Origin of the sequence: Luteolibacter sp. Y139 (assembly GCF_038066715.1) — a bacterium.
Taxonomy (GTDB): domain Bacteria; phylum Verrucomicrobiota; class Verrucomicrobiia; order Verrucomicrobiales; family Akkermansiaceae; genus Haloferula; species Haloferula soli.
In genome coordinates, this window is sequence record NZ_JBBUKT010000016.1 from 1 (window position 1) to 21,197 (window position 21,197).

Consider the following 21,197-nt stretch of genomic DNA (forward strand, 5'->3'; position numbering starts at 1 on the left):
GACGTTCCGTCGACACCCGGCTGTTCCATTCAGAGTTCGAAGTTCGTTCCCCATGCCTCCCCGCCCCCTCCACCGCTGGAAGTCCTTTTGGCTCGGCGTCCTCATCATCGCATTCCTCGGCTGGGCGTGGGTGGCGTCCATGAGACACGTCGATGTCCTCTATTGGAACTCGGCCGTCGGAAGCTCCACGCCCTCACCAGCGTCGAAGAACTTCGACCATTTCGTGTACCGGAATTTCGGCCGCTTCGTCCTCACCGCAGGCCAAACCTTGGGATGGGTGGAAGTCAAATGGGACACTTCCCGGTTCTCGCCCCTCGCCAGTCATTGGTCTCACCAGATCATCACGCTCACTCCCAAGGAAACCTGGTTCGCCCGGGCCGTACGCGTGGAGCGCTATCCCGGCCGGCTCGAAGTCTTCGTCGCCCATTGGCTCCTCATTCTCCTCTTCGCCCTCCCTTGGGCCACCTGCCTCTTCTACCGCCATCGGCGGATGAAGCGCTTGGACACCAGCAAATAAGGGTGTCGATCTTCCGTCGACACGGGTGGACGGTACTCCCCTTCAAATCTTCCGGCTGTTCCATTCAGAGTTCAAAGTTCAGCCTTCAGAGTTCGAAGTTTGCACCCCATGCCCCCGCGTCCCCTCCACCGCTGGAAATCCTTCTGGCTCGGCATCCTCGTGCTGGCCTTTCTTGGCTGCGGATGGGTTCACTCCATGAGCCATACCGACGGCTTTTTCTGGCTGCCCAAGCACTTCAGCATCTCCGCCTACCAGAGCACCGGACAACTCGGCTTTTCATGGGACGCCTCGCAAACGTCGACCTCGCTTACCTACTTCCACTGGATCCACGAGCCCATTTCCACTGCCGGTGAGCCATGGTTTCCCCGGGCCGTCGTTCCGGAAATCTACGACCGGCAGTTCCAGTTCGGCATCGCTCACTGGTTCCTGATGCTGCTCTTCCTCAGCGCTTGGATCGCTTTCCTGGTGTGGCGCATTCGCCGCCAATCGGCCCCGGGCAACGGCGAATGATCCCGTCAGGGATCCTGCCGGGAAAGCTTCCGCAGGTGCCTCCGAAACCGTTGCCAGCGCCACCAGGCCGCTGCCGACCACAGCACCACATAGGCACCGATGGTGAGCGTGGTCGGCAGTCGCAGCTCCCATGAGTTTTCACCCCCGATATCGGGACCAATCCAGCGGGGCCAGCGCTGCGGAGTGAATCCTCCAGTCGTCATCGACTCGCGAACGGCTTTCCCATAGGGAGCGACTCCATCGGAGGCCAATGGCGCGTAGAAAACGGACACGGTGAAAAGGCCGCGGAAATGCGACCAGCCGACATCGTACTTCCCATTCCCCATCCCGCCCCGGGTGCGGCTGTGGATGGAATCAAGGAAGCAACCTGTGAGAGCGAGCAAGACCACGAACAGGAACCAGAGGCGAAGCGAGATCACCGCACCCGGGCCGCCGTGGCGTTCCCGCCGGCGGGCTTTCACCAGTTGCCAGTAGGCAAGGAGAAGCGCCCCGGCCAGCAGGTAGACGAGCACCACCAGCCACCACGCGACCTGATATTCGAGGAGCATCAACTTCGACACCGGCAAGCTGCGGCCGGGCGAGGGCACCCAGCCAGCAGCAGCCGGATTCTTGCCGAGACCATCCCGCTCCTCTTTGACCCGGAGCGCCCACACGACATCGAACTGCCGTGGCCTTGGCGTGGGTGCACGGGTGGCCGGATCATGTTCGCCGAGGCCCCAACGATCGGCGGTGAAGGTCCATTGGAGCGGCGAAAGCGAGACATTCCTCCGCTGCCATCTCACCAGGAGACTACCGCTCGAGACCTCGCCATGGAGGATCGGCTCGCCTCCCCGGCTCTCCGCGGTGAAGGTCGAAGAATACGCGCCGGAGTTCCACCACGCCCATAGCAGGAACAGCAGCCCGAACATCCCGGCCCAGAACAGACGCGAGCGATACCACGGGCGGACTACAAATTCGGCGCGACGGGGACCTTCCTCAAGCGGGCTTTCCGTCGCTGCCATCCGGCCATGGTGCCCATCCAGATCACGAGATAAAGAAAAGTCAGTGCCACCCCCAAGATCGGGAGAACGGGTTCCACCGGGGTTTCTCCGGCCAGAGCTGCCTCTTTGTTCCGGTCAATCGCAGCGCAATATTTTCATATTCCACTCACTGTAAGCGATATAAGACGTTTTCTTGATCACGGGGGAAGGACAGATTGTGACCTCAGCAGGCGAAGCTTATGCCGCTGCCACCACACTACCCCTCCCATCCAAAACCCCGCATAACCACCGGTCAGCAGCCAATAGGGCATGGAGACCAGCCGGTAGTAGGTGTCGGCATTGATATCGACGGACCGCCATTGGGGTGCCGGGAACCAGCAGCTTTCCCCCGGACCGACCGGTTGCGATTCCAGCATCCCCCGGCGCACGAAGACGCAAGACGTGAAAAACAGTTCCGAGGGTTGATGGGTTTCTACGGTCAGCGAGGGTCGAGCGTGATATCATGATCCACGTCCGACTGCGTCGCCCACCACAGCAGCTTGCCTTGGGTCGAGTTCAGTTCGGAGAGCCGGTAGTGCGTGAAGTTCGAGTTCACCCACGCCCACAGAAGGAACAGGAACGCCGGGACGCCAAGAAATGGTCCACACGGAATACCGGATAGCCTTGGGGAAGAGTCCCACAGTGCCGGGTGCCGCTGTCCCCGTCTTGGCCGGCGATGGCCAATCCAACGGGATTGCGTTGCCAGCGGACTCTCAGGCTTCCGGACTCGTTGCCGACGCTGAGGTCGGCAGTACCCACTGTGGCAGTCAGCGAAGAGGATGGACTCCGATCAATCCAGCCCCAGACAAGAAACAGCAGTCCGGGAAGGCCCAGCCAGAACAAGCGGGAGCGATACCACGGGCGGATCATGGTGACTCTTCAGGGGTGGTTGGCAAGGTGCTTGGCCTCCCGTCGCCGCCACCATCGGTGCACGGCAAGCCAACCCACCAAGTAAGCCGAGATTAGAAACAGGTCGGGAACCCGGATCTGCCACGACTTCGTCGGCATCGGATAGTCGGAGTCGACTGGCACCGGCCACTCGACCGAGGGAAAGAGATAGGGAGCTTGGAGCCCCAGAACGTCTCTGGCCCTGTGATAGGCTCCGTAGTTCAGTGGACCAGATGAAGGTCTGGTAGTGTCGTGGAAGAACCTGACCTCGATCACTCCAAACGCATGCGTCAGCTCGGCCCCCCGGTTCCCTCGGATGAAGCCGGCTGCGGTGGTGGAAAAGATCGAGTCCAGCAAGCAGCCAACCAGCCCCATCAGCAGCATGAAGGGAAGCCAGAACCAAGTGCGGCGGGGGTGGGGCCTCATGGCGGAGGAACGATTTTCATCAGGCGAACCTTCCGGCGTTGTCTGACTGTGATCCCGCCCGCGAAGATAGCAGCGTAGCCGGTCATCAACAGCCAGTAAGGCACCGCGACCAGTCGGTAGAAGGTGGCGGCATTGATGTCCACCGACTCCCACCGCAGCGCGGGGAACCAGCACATTTCTCCGGGAGCTACTGGCTGTGATTCGAACTCTCCGGCCATGGGGAACACACATCGGCCAAAGAAAAGTTCCGCTCGCCCGACCTCCGCCAAGGTCACATGGCTGGTGCGATAGTCGAGCTGCACGTCATACGTGCCATCAGAACCGGTCGCCCACCAAAGGAGTTTGCCTTGAGTAGAGTTCAGTTCCGATGCCGGAAGAAAAAGGGTGTAGCGGACAATGTTCGATTCCGCCCACGCCCACAGCAGGAACAGCAAGCCCGGAAGGCCGAGCCAGAACAGCCGGGAGCGGTAAAAGGGCCTGAGTAAGTCAGCCATCCTCCTCCATCATGACTCTGCCTCGGTCGCCTTGGCAACATTCCGGCGGCCGCCCTTTTCCAGCCAGACGGCGAGGATGGCGACGTCTGCGGGGGTGATGCCGGAGATGCGGCCGGCTTGGCCAAGGGTGGCGGGGCGGATGCGGGTGAAATTGACCTGCGCCTCCTTCTTCAGCCCGCGGATCTGGCTGTAGTCGAGGTCAGCGGGGATGCGCTTGTCCTCGTGGCGGGCCATCCGCTCCACCTGCATCTGCTGGCGCTGGAGGTGGCCCTCATACTTCAGCTCGGTCTCGATCAGCGGCCAAAGTTCCACGTGGAACTCTCCGCGGAGGTCTTCGGGGAGCAAATCGGCAGTATTTTCGACCCGGCGAAACCAGTGGTCGAGCTTCACGCCCTCGTGGACAGCCTGGCGTGCCCAGCGGAGTGCCCGTTCTAGCTCCGCCTGCTTGTGGCGGATCCGGTCGACGCGCTCCCCATGGGCGAGTCCGAGCTCGGCGGCCAGCGGGGTGAGACGCAGGTCCGCATTGTCCTGACGGAGCAGCAGGCGGAACTCCGCCCGGCTGGTGAACATCCGGTAGGGCTCGGTGCAGCCCTTGGTGACGAGGTCATCCACCATCACGCCGAGGTAGGCCTGGTCCCGGCGGAGGATCAGGTCCGGCTTCCCAGCCACCTTCAGGGCGGCATTGGCCCCGGCGATCAGCCCCTGCCCTGCTGCCTCCTCATAGCCGGAGGTGCCATTGATCTGGCCAGCGAAGTAGAGGCCGGAGACCAGCTTGGTCTCCAGCGTCGGGTGAAGCTGGGTCGGCGGGCAGTAATCGTATTCCACCGCGTAGCCGGGGCGGAGGATCTCGCACTTCTCCAAGCCGGGGATGGTGCGCAGGAAATTCAGCTGCACCTCGTAGGGCAGAGAGGTGGAGACGCCGTTGACGTAATACTCGTGGGTGTGGCGACCCTCCGGCTCCAGGAAGACCTGATGCCGGTCCTTCTCCGCAAAACGGACCACCTTGTCTTCGATCGACGGGCAATAGCGTGGGCCCACGCCCTCGATCACCCCGCAATACATGGGAGACTGGTCGAGATTCCCCCGGATGATCTCGTGGGTGGCGGTGTTCGTGTAGGTCACCCAGCAGGGCAGTTGTTCCACGTGGAACGAAGAATCCGCCCAAGGGTTGAGGGTAAAGAGGTCATCCCGCTCCCGGTAGAGAGTATCGGCGAGGTAAGAGAACAGTGGCGGCGGGGTGTCCCCATACTGAGGCTCGCACTTGGAGAAATCGAGCGACCGGGCGTTCAGACGGCAGGGAGTGCCGGTTTTGAAACGTTCCACGTGGAACTTCAGGCGCTTGAGAGAATCGGATACCGTGGAGGTGGCGTCCCCCATCCGGCCTCCTTTCTCGTTCCGCAACCCCACGTGCATGAGCCCGCGCATGAAGGTCCCCGCTGAGAGAACCACCGACGCGGCCTGAATCTCCATGCCGAGGGAGGTGGTGATGCCAGTGACCGCATCGTTCTCGACCAAGATGTCCGCGACGTTCCCCTGATGGAGCTCGATGCCCGGCGTGGACTCCAGCACCCACTTCATCCGGAACTGGTAGGCCTTCTTGTCGCACTGTGCACGGGGGGCCCGCACCGAAGGACCTTTGGACGCATTCAGCATCCGGAACTGGATGCCGGTGGCATCCGTGTTCAGCCCCATCGCCCCGCCGAGGGCATCGATCTCCCGGACCATATGTCCCTTGGCCAGCCCGCCAATGGCGGGGTTGCAGGACATCTGGCCAATGGTGTCCAGGTTCTGGGTAAGCACCGCCACCTGCGCGCCCAGCCGGGCGGCAGCAAGGGCGGCTTCCACACCGGCGTGGCCGGCACCGATGACGAGAACGTCGTAGCGCTTGGGATAGCGGAACATGCGAGGGCGGGCACCCTACGCAGCTACCGCCGCGACGACAAGGGTGGGGACCACGCATCCTGCCGCGTCGGAAACCCACTAGATTCAGGTTCTAGTGGGGGACATGTTCCACGTGGAACGAATCAAGGCAGATTCAAGATCCCGGAACTCGCCCTCGGCAGCAGCTCTGACAAACGAAAAACCAGCCGCTCCGTCCGGTTCGCCAGACAGATCAGCGGATCGCCAAACTCCGCCAGCACCTGGCGACACGCCCCACAGGGCGAGATCGGCACCTCGGTATCCGCTACCACCGCCACCGCTTCGATCTTCCGCAACCCTGCCGCGACTGCCGTCCCCACTGCCACCCGCTCGGCGCAATTGGTCAGCCCATAGGACAGGTTCTCCACGTTGCACCCGGTGAAGACCTGTCCCTCCACCAGCAGCGCCGCTCCCACGTGGAACTTCGAGTAGGGGGCATGGGCCCGCTCGCGGACCTGCCAAGCGGCTTCGATGAGCGGTTCCCAGTCCATATGGCCGTTAGGAAAAACCGTCAGCCGGAGGGAGGCAAGCCCGCGCATTTTCGACTCGCCCGGGCCCCCCGGATCAGGCAGGGAAAGGGCATGCAACGTCCTTGGATTCCAGCCCTCGTGCTGCTGGCACTCTTGATCGCCTTCCGCTGCCTGGGAGCCGCCTTTTCGCACGAGATGCCGAACTTCCAGCCACTTCCGGCCCTGTTCCTGTGCAGCATCGTTTTCCTCCGCGGAACGAAAGCCTGGGCCTTGCCCGTCGCCGCCTGGCTGGTCAGCAATCCGCTCGCGAGCCTGCTTCAGGGCTACTCTCCCTTCGCCCATGGCGGCGTGACCGTCGCGTTCCTCGCGCTGCTGCTGACCGGCGTAATGGCCTTGCCGCTGCGCAAGTCTCCCTCCCCCGCGCTCGTGCTCGGCGGCGGAGTTCTTGCCGCCCTGCTTTTCCATCTCCTGACGAATACCGCCGTGTGGCTCGCCGACCCCGGCTATGCGAAGACCGCCGAGAGCCTTTGGCAGGCTCTGTGGAGTGGCCGCCCCACCGACCCGATGCCGACCTGGATCTTCCTCCGCAATCTCGTCGTGGCGAACACCGTCTTCACGGCGCTGTTCCTGCTTGCCCGTCGCTCGTGGGCCGCTCCGGCTGAGCTGGCCTCGCCTATCGCGCAGACCCGATAAGTTCTTGCTCCAAACCTGTTTTCGCCCCTATCACCGCCCCGCCCATGTCCTCAGCCACCGCCGACACGCCTCGTCTCGATTTCGCCGGCTCGCCGATCAATAAGGCGCTCACCGCCGAGCAGAAGATCGAGCTCTTCCGTAAGATGCAGCGCATCCGCCGCTTCGAGCAGGAGGCCCTGAAGTACTACAACGCCGGCAAGATCGGTGGCTTCCTTCACCTCTACATCGGTCAGGAATCGGTGGCGGTCGGCACCCTCTCGCTCTGCGGCGAGAATGACCACAACATCACCGCCTACCGTTGCCACGGCCATGCGATCATGTCCGGCATGGAGATGAATCCGCTGATGGCCGAGCTCTTCGGCAAGGCCACCGGCTGCTCGAAGGGCAAGGGCGGCTCCATGCACTTCTTCGCTCCGGACAAGGGTTTCTGGGGCGGCCACGGTATCGTCGGCGGCCAGACCCCGCTCGGCCTCGGCCTCGCCTACGGCCTCAAGTATCTCGGCAAGGAAGGTGCCGCCCTCTGCTACCTCGGCGACGGCGCGGTCAACCAGGGTGCCTTCCACGAGTCGCTCAATATCGCCGCCCTCTTCGAACTCCCGGTCGTCTACGTGATCGAGAACAACGGTTACTCGATGGGCACCTCGCAGAAGCGCTCCTCCTCCTACCGCGGTTGCCTGGCCCAGCGTGCCGAAGGCTACGACATGGAGTGGGATGTGGTCGACGGTTCCGATATCTACGAGGTCCGCGCCAAGACCCACATCGCCTTGGAGCGCGCCCGCAAGCAGCACAAGCCGGCTATCCTCGAGATCAATACCTACCGCTACTACGGCCACAGCGTCGCCGACGCGAATGCCAAGAAGTACCGCACCCCGGAGGAGATCGAGAACTACAAGACCAACTTCGACCCCATCCGCCTGTGGCGGAAACGCCTCGTCGAGGAAGGTGTCGCCACCGAGGAACAGCTCGACGCGATCGACAAGGAAGCCAAGGCGGAAGCCGCCGCTTCCGTGAAATTCGCCGAGGCCTCCCCCGCCCCGACCATCGAGTCCGTCATGGACGACGTCTACTGGGAGACCGACAACAACACGCCCGCCTCGAAGCTCGGCCAGCACTTCTTCACCGACTGAGCCTGAGCCGAACGAACTACGGTAACTCTAGTACTTTCCCCGGATCCCCGACACGCATCATCTCCATGTCCCGCACGCTCACCTATCGCGAAGCTCTCCGTGAAGGCCTCGATGAAGAAATCGCCCGCGACCCGAACGTCGTCATCATGGGCGAGGAAGTCGCCCAGTACAACGGCGCCTACAAGGTGACCCAAGGTCTCTGGGAAAAGTGGGGCGACAAGCGCATCGTCGATACCCCGATCTCCGAAGCCGGCTTCATCGGCATGGGCATCGGCGCCTCCATGCTCGGCGTCCGCCCGGTGATGGAGCTGATGTTCTGGTCCTTCCACTCCGTCGCCTTCGATCAGCTGGTCAACAACGCCGCCTGCGTCCGCTACATGTCCGGCGGCCTGATCAACTGCCCCATCGTGATGCGCGGCCCCGCCAACGGCGGCACCAATGTCGGCGCCACCCACTCCCACATCCCGGAAGGTCTCTTCGCCGCGTTCCCCGGCCTCAAGGTCGTCGCCCCGGCCACCCCGGCCGACGCGAAGGGCCTAATCAAGGCTGCCATCCGCGACAACGACCCGGTCTACGTGATGGAGAATACCCGCCTCTACGGCATGACCGGCGAGGTGCCGGATCCAGCCGATGGCGACTTCGTGATCCCGCTCGGCGTCGCCGACCTGAAGCGCGAGGGCAAGGACGTCTCGATCATCGGCCACGGCCGCTCGATCATCCACGCCCTCGAGGCCGCAGAGACCCTGAAGGAGAAACACGGCATCGAAGCCGACGTTCTCGACCTCCGTTCGATCCGCCCGCTCGACGTCGAAGCAATCCTCAAGACGGTCAAAAAGACCAACCGCGTGGTGCTCGTCGACGAGTCAAAGGGCTTCGGCGGCGTCTCCGCCATGGTCTCCCACCTCATCCAGGACAACGCCTTCGACTACCTCGACGCGCCGATCAAGCGTGTGACTACCATGGATGCACCGGCGATATACTCCCAGCATGTGGAGGACGAACAGCTCCCGAATCCCCGCCGGATTGTGGAAAAAGTCCTGTCTTTGCGCTGATTGCGACGGTCTTTTTCATTGCCACGAGGGGTTCCCGTCCTAGCATTTTGACACCATGATCAAAGCCCTCGCTGCTATCGGACTCGTGGCCATGTGCCTCGCTTCCAGCTCCTGCTGCTGCCTCTTCTAACCACTACACGACTCCATGAAAAACCTGCTCGTGATCCTGCCCCTCGTCCTTCTGTCGATGGGTCTCTCGTCCTGCTGCTCGATGTTCGGTTGGCGCAGCGGCACCGCCGGCTACACCGAAGAAACCTACCAGCGCAAGCTTTGCGGCTATGACGTCGTCCGTGAGGAAGTCGTCGTGGATGCCAAGAGCGGCATGACCGAGGTGAAGGAAACCAAGGTGCCCCGCTACAAGACCGTGACCCGCAAGGTCCGCGTCAAGTGCCCGGATTGCGTCCGCCTGTATTGCCCGAATGACGGCTGCTGCGGCTCCGCCAACGGCGCCATCAAGTATGCCTCCATGCAAGGCGGCAGCGGCAGCCCGCACCTCGGCCTGATCCCGACCATGAAGGATCTCGCGGAGTAATCCTTGGTCCATCAAGCATCTGATTTCGAGACGGAGGCCCGCAACGGCCTCCGTTTCTTTTTCCCCTTGCCCCGTCGCGACTGCCGCCGGATTCGTGGCGGATGAAACTGGAGACCCCTCTTGCCTGCCTCGCTGCCGTCATTTCGCTCGCCGCCTGTAAGCCCGAGTCGAATCCCGCGCCGGAGCCGGAAACTCCCGCTCCTCCAGCTGCCGGAGCCACAGCCCCTGCCTCCGATCCGAAAAAGCCTGAAAGCTACATGGGACTCGATGAAAAGGCCGCCGGTGCCATGGCCGACAAGGCTGGCGTGAAGTGGCGGGTCATCGAAGTCGACGGCGAGTCGCGCCCCGTAACCATGGATCATCGCCCGGACCGTCTGAACTTCGCCCTCAAGGGCGGCAAGGTCATCCGTGTCACGCAGGGCTGAGTTGTCGGGAAAAGACTGGAAATGCCCTTGTGAATTCGCAATCTCGCTGCGCCTCACTCCCTTTTCTTCACCAGATCCATGGCCATCAATATCGAAATGCCCAAGCTCTCGGACACCATGACCGAGGGCACTCTCATCAAGTGGCACAAAAAAGTCGGCGATAACGTCGAGATCGGCGACATCCTCGCGGAAGTCGAGACCGACAAGGCCACCATGGAAATGGAAGCCTTCGACGAAGGCACCCTGACCGAGATCCGCATCCAGGAAGGCGAGAAGGCCGAGATCGGTGGCGTGCTTGCCGTGCTTGATGGCGATGACGCGGGCTCCGCTCCCGCCCCTGCTGCCAGCGCTCCAGCCGCATCCGCAGCTCCTGCCAGCGCCCCGGCTGCCTCGGCTCCGGCCCCAGCTGCTGCTGCTCCGGCCCCAGTGGCTTCCAGCGATGGCTCCCGCATCAAGGCCTCCCCGCTCGCCCGCAAGGTGGCTGGCGAACTCGGTGTCGATCTTTCAGCTATCAGCGGCACCGGACCGGCCGGCCGCATCGTCCGCGCTGACGTGGTCGCCGGTTCTTCCGCCAAGCCCGCTGCGAAATCGGGCGATGCCAGCGCTGCAGCTGCTCTTGCCGCCGCCGCCAAGAACCGCACGGCCCCCGCAGCCGCACCGGCCGCTGCCGTGTCCGCCGCCATCCTTCCGTCCGCGAAGGAAGGCGACCAGCGCATCGAGCTCTCCTCCATGCGCAAGGTCATCGCCTCGCGCCTACTCGCCTCGAAGCAGACCATCCCGCACTTCTACCTCCACGTCGAAGTCGATGCCGCTCCGCTGATGGCCCTCCGCCAGCAGATCAATGCCCAAGCCGAGAAGACCCACGGCAACAAGTATTCGGTGAACGACTTCGTCCTGAAGGCCGTCATCAATGCCGCCGTCGCCGTGCCCGCCGTGAATGCCTCCTTCGCCGGCGACCACATCGTCTCCTTCAAGCACGTCGGCCTCGCCGTTGCGATCGCCGTGGAAGATGGCCTGGTCACCCCGGTCATCCAACAGGCCGAAACCAAGTCCGTCCTCCAGATCTCCAAGGAAGTGAAGGACATGGCCGGCCGCGCCAAGGAGAAGAAGCTCAAGCCGAGCGAATTCGACGGCGGCACTATCACCGTCTCTAATCTCGGTGCCTGGGGCATCGAAAGCTTCGACGCCATTGTCAACCCGCCACAGGCCCTCATCGTGTCGGTCGGCGCCGCCATCGAGAAGCCGGTCGTCAAGAACGGTCAGATCGTCCCCGGCCTGCGCATGAACATCGGCGTCAGCTGCGACCACCGCGTCGTGGACGGAGCCGTGGCAGCCAGCTTCCTGGCGGAACTGAAGAAGCTCATCGAACAGCCGGCCCTGATGCTCGTCTGAGCCAAGCCAGCCATCTTTCCAAGGGCGTGCCTCCCTCACGGGTCGCACGCCTTTTCTATGGCCACGTGGATGCCTGTAACGGCATCTCTCTTTCCCAAGCTCCACTCGATCCTTTCTTGGTCTTGGGAGAGGGCCTTCTAACCAAGTGAAGTCCGAAACTTTTTCACACGCTCTAAGAAGAGATCTTTTTGTAACTAAAGAAACTCATCGTCTTAATGGTGTGAACAACCGGGAGAAACTCGTGTTCCACCGCTCTACCATGCGGATTCCACGGCTATGAGAGTCTGGGAAAAACCTCAGGGGAAATCCCGGCAACTCACGGTCTTTTGTTAGAAGCCCGCTTTTGCCCCGGACAATTCCCGGATTGTTCACATGCCATCGACAGCGCCGGTGAGGATCGAGATGGATTGTCACACGGTTTCGCGTAATGAAGCAGGTCATCCGATGCACCGGCGAACCTTTCTTCGTGGTCTGGGCGTTTGCCTTCCCCTCCCTTGGCTGGAGGCGTTGACCCCGCGTGCCGTCGCCCAGCCTCCGCAGCGCTTCGCCTTTATCTACACGCCGAACGGCTACAATCAGGCGACCTTCGTCCCGAAGGCTACAGGTGCCGCTTGGGAGCTGACCCCGGCGCTGGAGCCCCTCGCCGATTTGCGGAAGGAGATTTCCATCGTCAGCGGGCTCGACCGCACCTTCGTTGGTGGCACGGGGGTGCATGCCCAGTGCGGCGCATGCTGGCTCACCAGTTCTCCTCCGACAGAGACGCTGGACGGCGGCTTCCCGACCAATACGACACTCGACCAGGTCATCGCCCGCCAGATCGGTGGCGAGACGGCTCTGCCATCGATCGAGCTGAGCTGCAACGACTTCACCGACAGCAAGGAGACTCGCTATTATGAGTGCATTTCCTGGGCGGGTCCGGGCTATGCGGCGAACGTGGAGAAAAATCCACGTGCGGTCTTCCAGCGCCTCTTTGGCACCGCTGGCCGTCCCACTCGCAGCGTGCTGGATGTGGTGATGGCTGACGCGAAAGCGTTGCAGGGGAAACTCGGCGTCGAAGACTGCGAGAAGCTGGAGGAGTACTTGGAAAGCGTGCGTGCGACAGAGCAGCGCATCGAACTCGCCGAGAAAGCCGCAAAGCGCATGGCCAAGCCACCGATTCCGGAACCGGAGGGCATTCCCGAGCAACGCGGCGATTATTTGCGACTGATGGGTGAGCTCATCGTGCTGGCTTTCCAGAACGATCTAACACGTGTGGCGTCGCTGGTAGTGGATCCGGAGCGTTGGGATTCACCTCGAATGTTCCACGGAGTCTTCGACAAGCCCCAGAACCACCACGTGCTCACCCACACGAAAGGTGATGAAGCAAAGGCTGCTTTGACGAAGATCGATCGCTTCCATGTCGAGCTATACGCTTATGTGATCGAGCGACTCCGCAGCATCCGCGAAGGAGAAGGAACGCTGCTCGATTCATGCTGCGTCGTGATGGGCAGCGGCTTGAGTGATGGCGACTCACACAAGTACTCCGACCTTGAAGTCCTCATTGCTGGGCGTGCGGGTGGCTTGCTGCAGCCAGGGGCGCATCATCATTTCGCCGGTCAGGTTCCGCTTGCAAATCTTTGGCTCACGCTCGCGCAATCGGCGGGCGTGAAGCGCGAGCGCTTTGCCGATAGCAGCGGTATCATCTCCCAGCTTCGCGCATGAAAGGCCGCCTTCTGATTTTGCTCGGTGCGCTGTCCAGTGCCACGGCCGCGCCAGATTTCAAGGGCGAGATCCTGCCGCTGTTAGAAGATCAGTGTTTCGATTGTCACGGCAGTGAGAAGAAGCCGAAGGGCGGCGTCAATCTGGAGCGCTTCAATAGCGACGCCGCGGTGATGGCGGAGCGCGAGATCTGGGCCTCGGTGTTCGACAAGGTGGAGTCGCACCAGATGCCACCGCCGAAGCGCGATTCGCAGCCAAGCGAAGAAGAGCGTCGGAAACTACTCGCGTGGATCAGTGAGATGGCGGCTCGGCCTGATCCCAAGCTTGGTGCGCGAGATCCGGGGCATACCTTGCTCCGCCGTCTGACGCGACTCGAGTACAACAACACGGTGCGCGATTTGTTCGGACTGAAGCTGGATGTGTTCGTCTTTCCCGAGCGCTTGCCGGTCGTCAGCGACTACTTCCAACCCAACCTAGGTAAGATGCCGGAGCAGGTGAATGTACCGGTGCGTGAGTACGGCATGAAGTACGCCGTCCTGCTCCCGGATGCTGGCCTGCCAGGAGACAACCGCGCGGAGCATGGCTTCCACAATCGGGGCGATGCGATGAACCTCTCGCCGCTTCTGTTAGAAAAGTATGTGGGTGTCGCGAAGGCCATCGTTGAAAGCCCGAAGCTGCCTCAACAGAGCACCGTGTTTCGCGCGCTGATCGCCGATCCGGCGGTTCCCTTGCGAGCCGAACCCATCCGGGAAGAGGCAAGTCCGGATGACTTCAAGGCCGTCCGGGATTTCGCCCCGAATCTTGATCTGCCCTTGCAGGCGACCGTCGGTGGCGCCGTCACTGTCACCTATCAGTTTCGCTTCAATGCCGCTGCCGCCGCTCAGGATGGCAGTGGCGGAGTGTGGGATGCGACTGCGCGTGACCGGACAGTGAAGGGCGGCACGCCGGTGCGTATCCGTTTCGGCCACGACGAAAGCAAGGTGCTGAGCCTGACGCCGCGCGCAGATCTTTGGGTCGCGGGCTTTTCAACCGCGGAGGAAACCTCGGGTGAATCGCTTTTCACCAATCGTGAGAAGGGCGCGAAGACCCTTCACTTCACGCTCGGCCTCGAGGGTGGCCTGCCGGGTGAAGGAGTGAAGGATCTCGCCCTCTGCGCCCTCGGTCGCGAAAAGGAAAAGGGCCCAGTGGCCATGACGGTGAAGTTCAGCGGCGGCGGCACGCACACGCTCTCCGCGGACATTCCCGAGGGCGCGGGTATCGGGAACACCTTCTTCGCCTTCCGTGCTCCCGAGGGCGAGCACATCACGGAGCTGGACGTGGACGGCTCCAAGTTCAGCGGAAACCACGTTCTGTTAGATGATCTCGGCTTCATCACCGCTGTTCCGGAGATCGCGCCAGCCGCTGGCGAGACGCTGAATGTCTCGGCAAAGGAGAAGCGGAAGATCGCTCAAGAGCGGTTGGGCGGATTCCTTGCCAAGGCATTCCGCCATCCCGTCGACGAGCGCACGGTGGAGCGCTACACCGGTCTTTACGATGAAACGCTCAAGGCCGGTGGCTCTTTCCCTGACGCCATGCGTGTGGCAATCGGAGCCGCCTTGGCATCGCCGGAGTTCCTCTATCTATCGGAGCACGTGAGCGGCCGCGCTGGCGTGCGTTCCCTAGGCGATCACGAACTCGCAAACCGCCTCGCCTATTTCCTGTGGTCGGCTCCACCTGATGATGTATTGCGAGCCGCCGTAGATTCAGGAAGGCTTCACGACTCAACTAGTCTAACAGCAGAGGCCCGCCGCATGCTACGCGATCCCAAGGCGCGCGAATTGGCGGAATCCTTCGCCGTGCAGTGGCTACGCCTCGATCAACTCTACACTGCGAAGCCCGACCCCCAGCTCTTCCGCGGCTTCTACTATGGCCAGCAAGGCAAGCGCACGCTCCACGGCCCGATGCTTGTCGAGGCGCTCCTCCTCTTCGAAACCGTGCTGGTCGAAGACCGCAGCGTGCTGGATTTCGTCAATGCCGACTACACTTGGCTGAACCGCCAGCTGGGATCCCTCTATCAGCTCGAGAACGCCTGTGCCACGCAGCTCGGCACGTTACCGCCGCCGAGCAAGGACGAGTTGAAGGACCTGCGCGCGAACAGCGTGTTTGTTCGTGCTCCCCTGCCCGATAGCACGCGCGGTGGCTTCATCTCGATGGCAGGCCCGCTGACCGTGACCTCGCTACCCTTCCGCACCAGCCCGGTGAAGCGCGGCGCGTGGCTGTTAGAGACGATTTTCAATAGGCCACCGCAGGAACCGAAGGTTGCCTTCGTGTTGAAGGACGCGGAAGAGCATTCCTCTACCGCTTTGAGCGTGCGGCAGAAATTCGAACAGCATCGCAATGAGCCCGCCTGCTACTCCTGCCACATCCGCTTGGATCCGCCCGGCTTTGCCTTGGAAGCTTTCGATCCCATTGGTTCACTGCGCACGCACGATGGCGAGCAGCCAGTCGATGCGCATGCCGAGTGGAACGGTCACGCTTTCGATGATCCCGCTGGATTCAAGGCGGCCCTGATGGAAAAGCCGGAGGAATTCGTGCGTGGCTTCATCGAGCACCTGCTGTCCTACGCGCTTGGCCGGAAGCTGGAAATCTATGACATGCCCGCGGTGCAGCAGATCCAAGAGGCAGCGGCCAAGGACGGCTACCGGTTTAGCACGATCCTCGAGGGCATCATACAGAGCTATCCATTCCGGAACGTACGCGACCGGTAACCCGGTTTATTTCGGAAGCTTCTCCCGGCACCACGACAGCGCCATCAGCGCATAACCGGTGCCGTAGGGCTGGTGGTAATCGTAGAGCGGGTAATCCCACCACGAGCCATCCTTCTCTTGGCGGAACAGGATTAGCCTCGCGAGTTTCTCCGCGTGCGGCGTCTGCTGGGCAGGCGGCAGGAACTCGACGGACTCGGTGAAGTAGAAGACGCCGTAGTAGTAGAAGTATCCGGAGATCTGGAAGTAGCTCTCGTGGGGAATGGGACGCTTGCGGCCGATGCTGAGGAAGCCTTCGCGATCGATGAAGCGGTTTGCCCATTCATCGATTACCGCATCGGTGACTAGCGCGCTTCCATAGGCACGCAGCGTGGCATTGCATGACTGGCTGCGGGCGAGCGAACCGGCCGGCCGGTTGATCGGTATGCGAGGACGATAGATGTGGCTCTGTGAGTAGACGTAAGAAAAATCCGGCTCGCGCTGGCGCTCCACACTGGCGACGGAGGCCTTCACGATCTTGTCATCGAGCTTGATCCCCATCACGTCGCGCGCCTCGCGCATCGCGAGAAGTACGGTGGCTGTAGTAAAACAGGTGGTGATGCCAGTCGGCTTCTGCGTGGTGAGGCCGTCGTAGATATCGAGATAACCCCAGCCGCCATTGATGTCCATGTAGCGGTTGGCGAGATCGCACTGCTCCTGCGCGAGGCGCTTCCACTTTTCCTTCGACGCTTCGTCCTTCGCGGTCTGATAGAGGCGGGTCAGCGCGCGCATGCCGTAGGCATGGCCCCAGGCATTGTAAGTGGTGGTCTGGTCGGCACGGCGAAGCTTTGGCAGCTCGGTCTCCATCCACGTCCCCGCCTTGGCGATCGCCGCCAGTGTCTCGGGACGCGTGTCGCCGCTATCGATGAGACCGGAAAGCGCGAGTCCGCTGGCACCCGCACGGAACGCATGATGCGCGCCGGGCAGCGGCGCGTAGATGTTCAGGCCTTTGGTCCTCGTCGGACCGCCCCACGAGCCGTTCTCGTTCTGGTCGGCGATCAGGAAATCGACGCCTCGCTTGATGGAAGCGGCGATGGTCGTTGGATTCACCTCCGCCTCAGGTTTCTCCTGGGCGATGACCGCCGTGGCGGTGGCAACGAGGGCGAAGAGGATCCGTTTCACGATGTTGTTAGTCGGGCACGACGACCACTTGTCCGTTCTCCAGGCCGCTGGCGATCTCCACCTTGTCGCCGGAGACCCTTCCGCGAATCACGGGGCGCGAGGCGCCCTTGCCGTCCGCCGTCTTCACTTGAACGCTCCAGGTGCCGCCCTCGCCGGGCTGCAGGGCCTTCGCGGGCAGCGTGATCGCCAGCTCTTCCTGGTGAACGATGAAGCGGCACTCGAAGTTCATGCCCGCAGCCACGTCGAGGTCGGCGGGGTACTCCAGCTTGTCATCCGCCGGCCACTCGGGAGTGAGATCGATGCGATATCTGCCATCGGTGCCAGGCAGGGTGGCTACTTTTTCCAAGGTGGCAGTGAGGGCGATGTCCTCACGTCCGCTGGCGGTCAGGCTGCCTTTCAGAGGCTTGCGCAGGGTGCGGGCGGTGGCTTCGTCCACCTGCGCGACCAATTGCAGGTCGGGCTCCGCGGGCACGACCGAAGCGAAGGGACGGATGAACGGAACCTTGCCGCCTTTCACCAGCGACTTGGCGAGTTCGCCGAGCGACCAGCGTCCTTCATCCAGTGAGCCGTGATAGAAAATCCCGTCTGCCGGAGCCTTGAGTTCTAACAGAACGCCATCCTTCTCCAGATCGGCGAGGTCATGCTTGCCACGCGCGGCGGCAATGCGTCCGGCTTCCAGATCAAGACGTGCACTCTCCAGCGCGCGCGGAAGATTCTTCTCGGCCTTCTCAAGGTCGATCGAGGTGCTCTTGGCGTCCGTCTCCAGTCCCTCGGCCTTGCGTGGCAGCAGAACATCGAGCATGCGCTTTGTGGAGAGCTCGGCGTGCCTGAAATCAAGTTCGGCGGACTTCACCGTGTACTGCTGGCGCTTGAGAATGATCTCTTCGGTCTGCTCGGTGAGGTCGTCCGCCTCGTACATCATCTTCAGCTGCTTGAGCTCTTCCTGCGCGGCTTCCAGGCGATGCTTGGAGGTCTCGAGATTGTCCGCCGTTTCTTCTTCTTGGGTCTTGCGACCGGTGGCAGTGAAGTAGGCGAGTTCCTCGGAGGCGACGCGTTGCGCCCGCTTCGCACCCGCGAGCTTCAGCGCGGTTTCTTCTTCCAGCTTTTGAAAGGCGAGTTCCTGGCTGGCGAGCGAGAGAGCCTGCGCCTGCACCGCGCGCTTGGTGTCCTCCAGCTTCCGGTCGTACGACTCGCGGTCGAATTTCACGAGCACGTCACCCTTCTTCACCGCGGTGCCGTGGGGAAGGATGCTCTCGATGGTAAAGTCCGCCCAGCCCTCTGGATCGATCGCGATCAGGTGCGGCTTGGCCGGCAGCAGCGTCGCGGTGAAACTCCGCTCGATGCGGAACGGCTTGCTCTCGACCGTGATCTCAGCGGCGGAGGCAGCGGCGAGCGAAGCCGCGAGGAGGGGAAGATATTTCATCAGGGTGCAGGGATTAGCGGATTCAATCCTCGGTTTTGCCTTTTCGTGCAAGCCAAAGGAAATGCCGGCGCGGGCGTCGCGCGTTCGGCGTCGCATCGATCTCATGACGAACGACCTCAAAGCCCGCGCGGCTTAGTTTGCGCTCGATATCCGGCACCGGCCGTGACGAGGCGATGGCTAACAAGCCGCCGGGTTGCAGCGCGCCGTGGGCCGCAGCCAGCCAGCGGTTGTCCTCGTGAAGTCCGCGCGCCTTGCCAGCGAGTGGCGCCGTGTCGGCGTGAATCAGCACGGCATGCAGCTCGCCATCGAAGCCATGCAAACCGGTGGGGCTGGAATCCTTGAGGATCTCCACGCGCGAGTCGGTGAGCGCGGGGCTGTCGGGAAGGAACTCGCGATGCCACTGAAGTACCACTGGCCAGGCTTCCGCGACATAGAAAGTCCCCCGCTTCTGGAGCAGGCTTTCCATCGCGCCGGCGAGCACCTCACCCAGCCCGAGACCGACCATCCACACCTTCGGCTGGCGGACGGGCTTGAAGGGAGCGCAGCCGATGCGGCCCAGTTCGCGCTCGCTGACGCGGGTCGCGGGACCGGCGAGTTGGTTGGCACCGAGTTGGAGATAGCGGCGGCCATCGTGCTCGTGGATGCCGAGCACGGAGCCGTCCGGCAAGGTGGTCTCAGCGAGGGTGATGCGCGGTTTCATGATCGCGGTTCGAAAAGTGGTTCTTTGAAAAACAACAACCCCGGCGGATCGGCCGGGGTCGTTGTTTTTGGATTTTAGGTGGAGTAGCGCCGGTTCCTTTTTGGAAGCGGCGCCCGGAACGAAGCCAATCAGAGGCCGGCCTTCAGCGTCGAGGAAGCCTTGAAGCCCACGGACTTCGACGCCGCGATCTTCATCGCTTCGCCGGTCTTCGGGTTGCGGCCTTGGCGGGCGGCGCGCTTCTTCACTTCAAAGGTGCCGAAGCCGATGATCTGGACCTTCTTGTCCTTCTTGACACCCTTCTCGATGGAACCGAGCACGGCGGCAAGAGCATCTTCGGCGGCGCGCTTGGTGGCGTCTTTGCCGAGGGCTTTCTGGATGGCTTCAACAAGTTCAGCTTTGTTCATGGCGACGACGGTATTGCGTGCGCCTTCGTGATTTGGCAAGCTAAAATGCGACAGCGAAATTCGTTGCGCGCCTAGAGCCACGGGCGCTGGCGGCTGTTTGGGACCCTCGCCGCGGGCCGTCCTTTACGATAGACGTCGTACATGGAATCGTATGCGGGAGATGAATGAAGCGGGTCACCCGGGTTGCGAGCCCTGCGTTCGCGAAGGCGCGCGCACGGTTGCCGGAGCGGCCCCGGCGGCACGTGCCGGACTTGAGCTGCCGTTCCTCGATGCCGCCTCCGCCAGGGGCTACTTCACGCCGGACGAGGACGAGGTGGTACGAGTACGATACGCGCAGTACTTGGGCGTGCGCGGCGCCCTGCTCTCCACGCTGGCGGAGCTGGAGAAGGCGTGCGCGCCGGTGAACGGTGGCTGGGAGAAGCAGTTGCCTGCCTTCGCCGTGGCCTTCGCCGCCGCATGCCTGCTGCTGCGCCAGGCGCGCGGCGTGGCAAGCGTGGCCGGAAAGCACCCGCTGCTGGCAAAGAAGCTCGATGAGCCCTCCCCGGTCCACGGCATTCCCCGGAAAACCTTTACCTTTCTCTTTCGCGCGACCACCGACCCGTTGCGCCTCATCCTTTTCCGCGAGGCGGCCACTTTCTACGATAAACATCGTAGCAAAATCGCCGGCCTTGGCTCCCATCCTGACCTCACACCGGCCGTCAGCCTGTTAGAAGAAGAGGACGAATGGATCGAGCGCCGCAAGCGGGACATCGTTCGCCGCCGCCTGGCCTACGGATGGCACTCCTTCCTGCGGCGTCATCGCTCCGCATGGGCGCAGTCGGTCTTCGGGGTCTTCGAATGGTCCGGCCGCGCGATTTCGGAGTTGCGCCAGCCGGGGGTGAAACCCGCCGGTGCGCCGAAGCGCGTGACTCCGGAGTTGCGGGAAAAAATCCTCCGGCTCGCCAAACCGGGAGATGTCTTCGTCACCCGCCATGATGACGCGATGAGCAATCTCTTTCTGCCGGGTCACTGGCCGCACGCCGCGTTTTTCATCGGCACGGAATCCCAGCGGATCGCGCTCGGCATGGACACACCACCCGCGGGAGCAGCCGATCCGGTGGTCTTCCTGGAGGCGAAAAAAGATGGCGTCCGGTTCCGGCCGGCGAGTGACACGTTAGAGGTGGACGCCCTCGTCATCCTCCGGCCACCGCTCGGTGCGATGGAACTCGCGGCTTCTCTGGCACGCGGGATGCGTCATGTCGACAAGCCGTACGATTTCGCCTTCGACTTCCGAAATTCCGACCGGCTTGCCTGTACCGCTGTCATCTACCGTGCCTATCATGGCGCGGGTGAACTCGCCTTTTCCTTGGTGGAAACCGGCGGTCGCCTCTGCTTGCCCGCGGAGGAACTGATCTCCCAGGCACTCGCCCAAGGGTTCCGTGTGGTGGCGACCTGTGGCGTGGGGAAGGACGAAATCGTTTCAGGAACCCGCGCGGAGCTGGTTTTGCACGCCAGCCGGAGCGCTCTTTGAAGAAGTCGTAACACGCACGAAACCAGCGTTTCAGAGAGCTTGTGAAATTTTTCACAAATAGCTCTTGCGCCGTTACAAAACCCTTTGTTACA

At 62.4% G+C, this 21,197-nt stretch carries 21 protein-coding genes; 11 read left to right on the forward strand and 10 right to left on the reverse strand.

From position 1 onward, the window contains the following. The first annotated feature begins 52 nt into the window (after nucleotides 1-52). Together WKV53_RS26480 and WKV53_RS26485 are read left to right on the forward strand one after the other, a co-directional pair. Nucleotides 53-517 (forward strand): hypothetical protein, encoded by a 465-nt coding sequence (locus WKV53_RS26480; RefSeq protein WP_341407857.1) that lies wholly within the window; start codon nucleotides 53-55, stop codon nucleotides 515-517. A 108-nt stretch (nucleotides 518-625) separates the two neighbouring features. Continuing rightward, nucleotides 626-1,027 carry a hypothetical protein gene (locus WKV53_RS26485; RefSeq protein ID WP_341407858.1) on the forward strand — a complete coding sequence of 134 codons (402 nt, stop codon included), beginning with the start codon at nucleotides 626-628 and terminating at the stop codon, nucleotides 1,025-1,027. Nucleotides 1,028-1,032: 5 nt separating this feature from the next. Here the strand turns inward: WKV53_RS26485 and WKV53_RS26490 are convergent, their stop codons facing one another. The 6 genes from WKV53_RS26490 to WKV53_RS26515 form a co-directional block, all read right to left on the reverse strand. After that, nucleotides 1,033-2,028: a hypothetical protein gene (locus tag WKV53_RS26490; protein ID WP_341407859.1), complete on the reverse strand. Its 996-nt coding sequence runs from the start codon at nucleotides 2,026-2,028 to the stop codon at nucleotides 1,033-1,035. A gap of 570 nt (nucleotides 2,029-2,598) precedes the next feature. Then, complete coding sequence (locus tag WKV53_RS26495; RefSeq protein WP_341407860.1) at nucleotides 2,599-2,916, reverse strand: hypothetical protein; 318 nt, start codon at nucleotides 2,914-2,916, stop codon at nucleotides 2,599-2,601. 9 nt (nucleotides 2,917-2,925) lie between these two features. Continuing rightward, nucleotides 2,926-3,360 (reverse strand): hypothetical protein, encoded by a 435-nt coding sequence (locus tag WKV53_RS26500; RefSeq protein ID WP_341407861.1) that lies wholly within the window; start codon nucleotides 3,358-3,360, stop codon nucleotides 2,926-2,928. Then, nucleotides 3,357-3,794: a hypothetical protein gene (locus tag WKV53_RS26505; RefSeq protein WP_341407862.1), complete on the reverse strand. Its 438-nt coding sequence runs from the start codon at nucleotides 3,792-3,794 to the stop codon at nucleotides 3,357-3,359. The genes WKV53_RS26500 and WKV53_RS26505 overlap by 4 nt, the downstream gene beginning before the upstream one ends. 69 nt (nucleotides 3,795-3,863) lie before the next feature. Then, complete coding sequence (gene mnmG, locus WKV53_RS26510) at nucleotides 3,864-5,756, reverse strand: tRNA uridine-5-carboxymethylaminomethyl(34) synthesis enzyme MnmG (RefSeq protein WP_341407863.1); 1,893 nt, start codon at nucleotides 5,754-5,756, stop codon at nucleotides 3,864-3,866. Between the two features lie 122 nt (nucleotides 5,757-5,878). Further along, entirely contained in the window at nucleotides 5,879-6,265 is a 387-nt protein-coding gene (locus WKV53_RS26515) for a cytidine deaminase (RefSeq protein ID WP_341407864.1), read from the reverse strand. 90 nt (nucleotides 6,266-6,355) lie between these two features. On the opposite strand from WKV53_RS26515, the gene WKV53_RS26520 reads away from it, so the two are divergent. The 8 genes from WKV53_RS26520 (at nucleotide 6,356) to WKV53_RS26555 (ending at nucleotide 15,910) form a co-directional block, all read left to right on the forward strand. After that, on the forward strand, nucleotides 6,356-6,937 hold the full coding sequence (locus WKV53_RS26520) for a DUF6580 family putative transport protein (RefSeq protein ID WP_341407865.1): 582 nt from the start codon (nucleotides 6,356-6,358) through the stop codon (nucleotides 6,935-6,937). 44 nt (nucleotides 6,938-6,981) lie between these two features. Then, on the forward strand, nucleotides 6,982-8,064 hold the full coding sequence (gene pdhA / locus WKV53_RS26525; RefSeq protein ID WP_341407866.1) for a pyruvate dehydrogenase (acetyl-transferring) E1 component subunit alpha: 1,083 nt from the start codon (nucleotides 6,982-6,984) through the stop codon (nucleotides 8,062-8,064). A gap of 65 nt (nucleotides 8,065-8,129) precedes the next feature. After that, entirely contained in the window at nucleotides 8,130-9,116 is a 987-nt protein-coding gene (locus WKV53_RS26530; RefSeq protein WP_341407867.1) for an alpha-ketoacid dehydrogenase subunit beta, read from the forward strand. Nucleotides 9,117-9,261: 145 nt separating this feature from the next. Continuing rightward, the gene (locus WKV53_RS26535) at nucleotides 9,262-9,648 is read left to right on the forward strand and encodes a hypothetical protein (protein ID WP_341407868.1); all 387 of its coding nucleotides are present in this window, start codon (nucleotides 9,262-9,264) and stop codon (nucleotides 9,646-9,648) included. A 101-nt stretch (nucleotides 9,649-9,749) separates the two neighbouring features. Continuing rightward, on the forward strand, nucleotides 9,750-10,073 hold the full coding sequence (locus WKV53_RS26540; RefSeq protein WP_341407869.1) for a hypothetical protein: 324 nt from the start codon (nucleotides 9,750-9,752) through the stop codon (nucleotides 10,071-10,073). 78 nt (nucleotides 10,074-10,151) lie between these two features. Next, a complete protein-coding gene (locus WKV53_RS26545) occupies nucleotides 10,152-11,465 on the forward strand; it encodes a dihydrolipoamide acetyltransferase family protein (RefSeq protein WP_341407870.1) in 1,314 nt (437 codons plus the stop codon). A 444-nt stretch (nucleotides 11,466-11,909) separates the two neighbouring features. Continuing rightward, nucleotides 11,910-13,166: a DUF1552 domain-containing protein gene (locus WKV53_RS26550; protein ID WP_341407871.1), complete on the forward strand. Its 1,257-nt coding sequence runs from the start codon at nucleotides 11,910-11,912 to the stop codon at nucleotides 13,164-13,166. Then, nucleotides 13,163-15,910 (forward strand): DUF1592 domain-containing protein, encoded by a 2,748-nt coding sequence (locus WKV53_RS26555; RefSeq protein ID WP_341407872.1) that lies wholly within the window; start codon nucleotides 13,163-13,165, stop codon nucleotides 15,908-15,910. The genes WKV53_RS26550 and WKV53_RS26555 overlap by 4 nt, the downstream gene beginning before the upstream one ends. Nucleotides 15,911-15,916: 6 nt before the next feature. On the opposite strand, the gene WKV53_RS26560 is transcribed toward WKV53_RS26555, so the two are convergent. The 4 genes from WKV53_RS26560 to WKV53_RS26575 all read right to left on the reverse strand — a co-directional run bounded on the left by WKV53_RS26560 (nucleotide 15,917) and on the right by WKV53_RS26575 (nucleotide 19,595). Beyond that, on the reverse strand, nucleotides 15,917-17,068 hold the full coding sequence (locus tag WKV53_RS26560) for a prenyltransferase/squalene oxidase repeat-containing protein (RefSeq protein ID WP_341407873.1): 1,152 nt from the start codon (nucleotides 17,066-17,068) through the stop codon (nucleotides 15,917-15,919). Between the two features lie 7 nt (nucleotides 17,069-17,075). After that, nucleotides 17,076-18,491 (reverse strand): permuted SH3 domain-containing protein, encoded by a 1,416-nt coding sequence (locus tag WKV53_RS26565; protein ID WP_341407874.1) that lies wholly within the window; start codon nucleotides 18,489-18,491, stop codon nucleotides 17,076-17,078. Nucleotides 18,492-18,513: 22 nt separating this feature from the next. Next, a complete protein-coding gene (locus WKV53_RS26570) occupies nucleotides 18,514-19,191 on the reverse strand; it encodes a hypothetical protein (RefSeq protein ID WP_341407875.1) in 678 nt (225 codons plus the stop codon). 128 nt (nucleotides 19,192-19,319) lie between these two features. Next, a complete protein-coding gene (locus tag WKV53_RS26575) occupies nucleotides 19,320-19,595 on the reverse strand; it encodes an HU family DNA-binding protein (protein WP_341407876.1) in 276 nt (91 codons plus the stop codon). 160 nt (nucleotides 19,596-19,755) lie between these two features. On the opposite strand from WKV53_RS26575, the gene WKV53_RS26580 reads away from it, so the two are divergent. Further along, nucleotides 19,756-21,105 (forward strand): YiiX/YebB-like N1pC/P60 family cysteine hydrolase, encoded by a 1,350-nt coding sequence (locus WKV53_RS26580; protein ID WP_341407877.1) that lies wholly within the window; start codon nucleotides 19,756-19,758, stop codon nucleotides 21,103-21,105. Nucleotides 21,106-21,197: the final 92 nt, after the last annotated feature.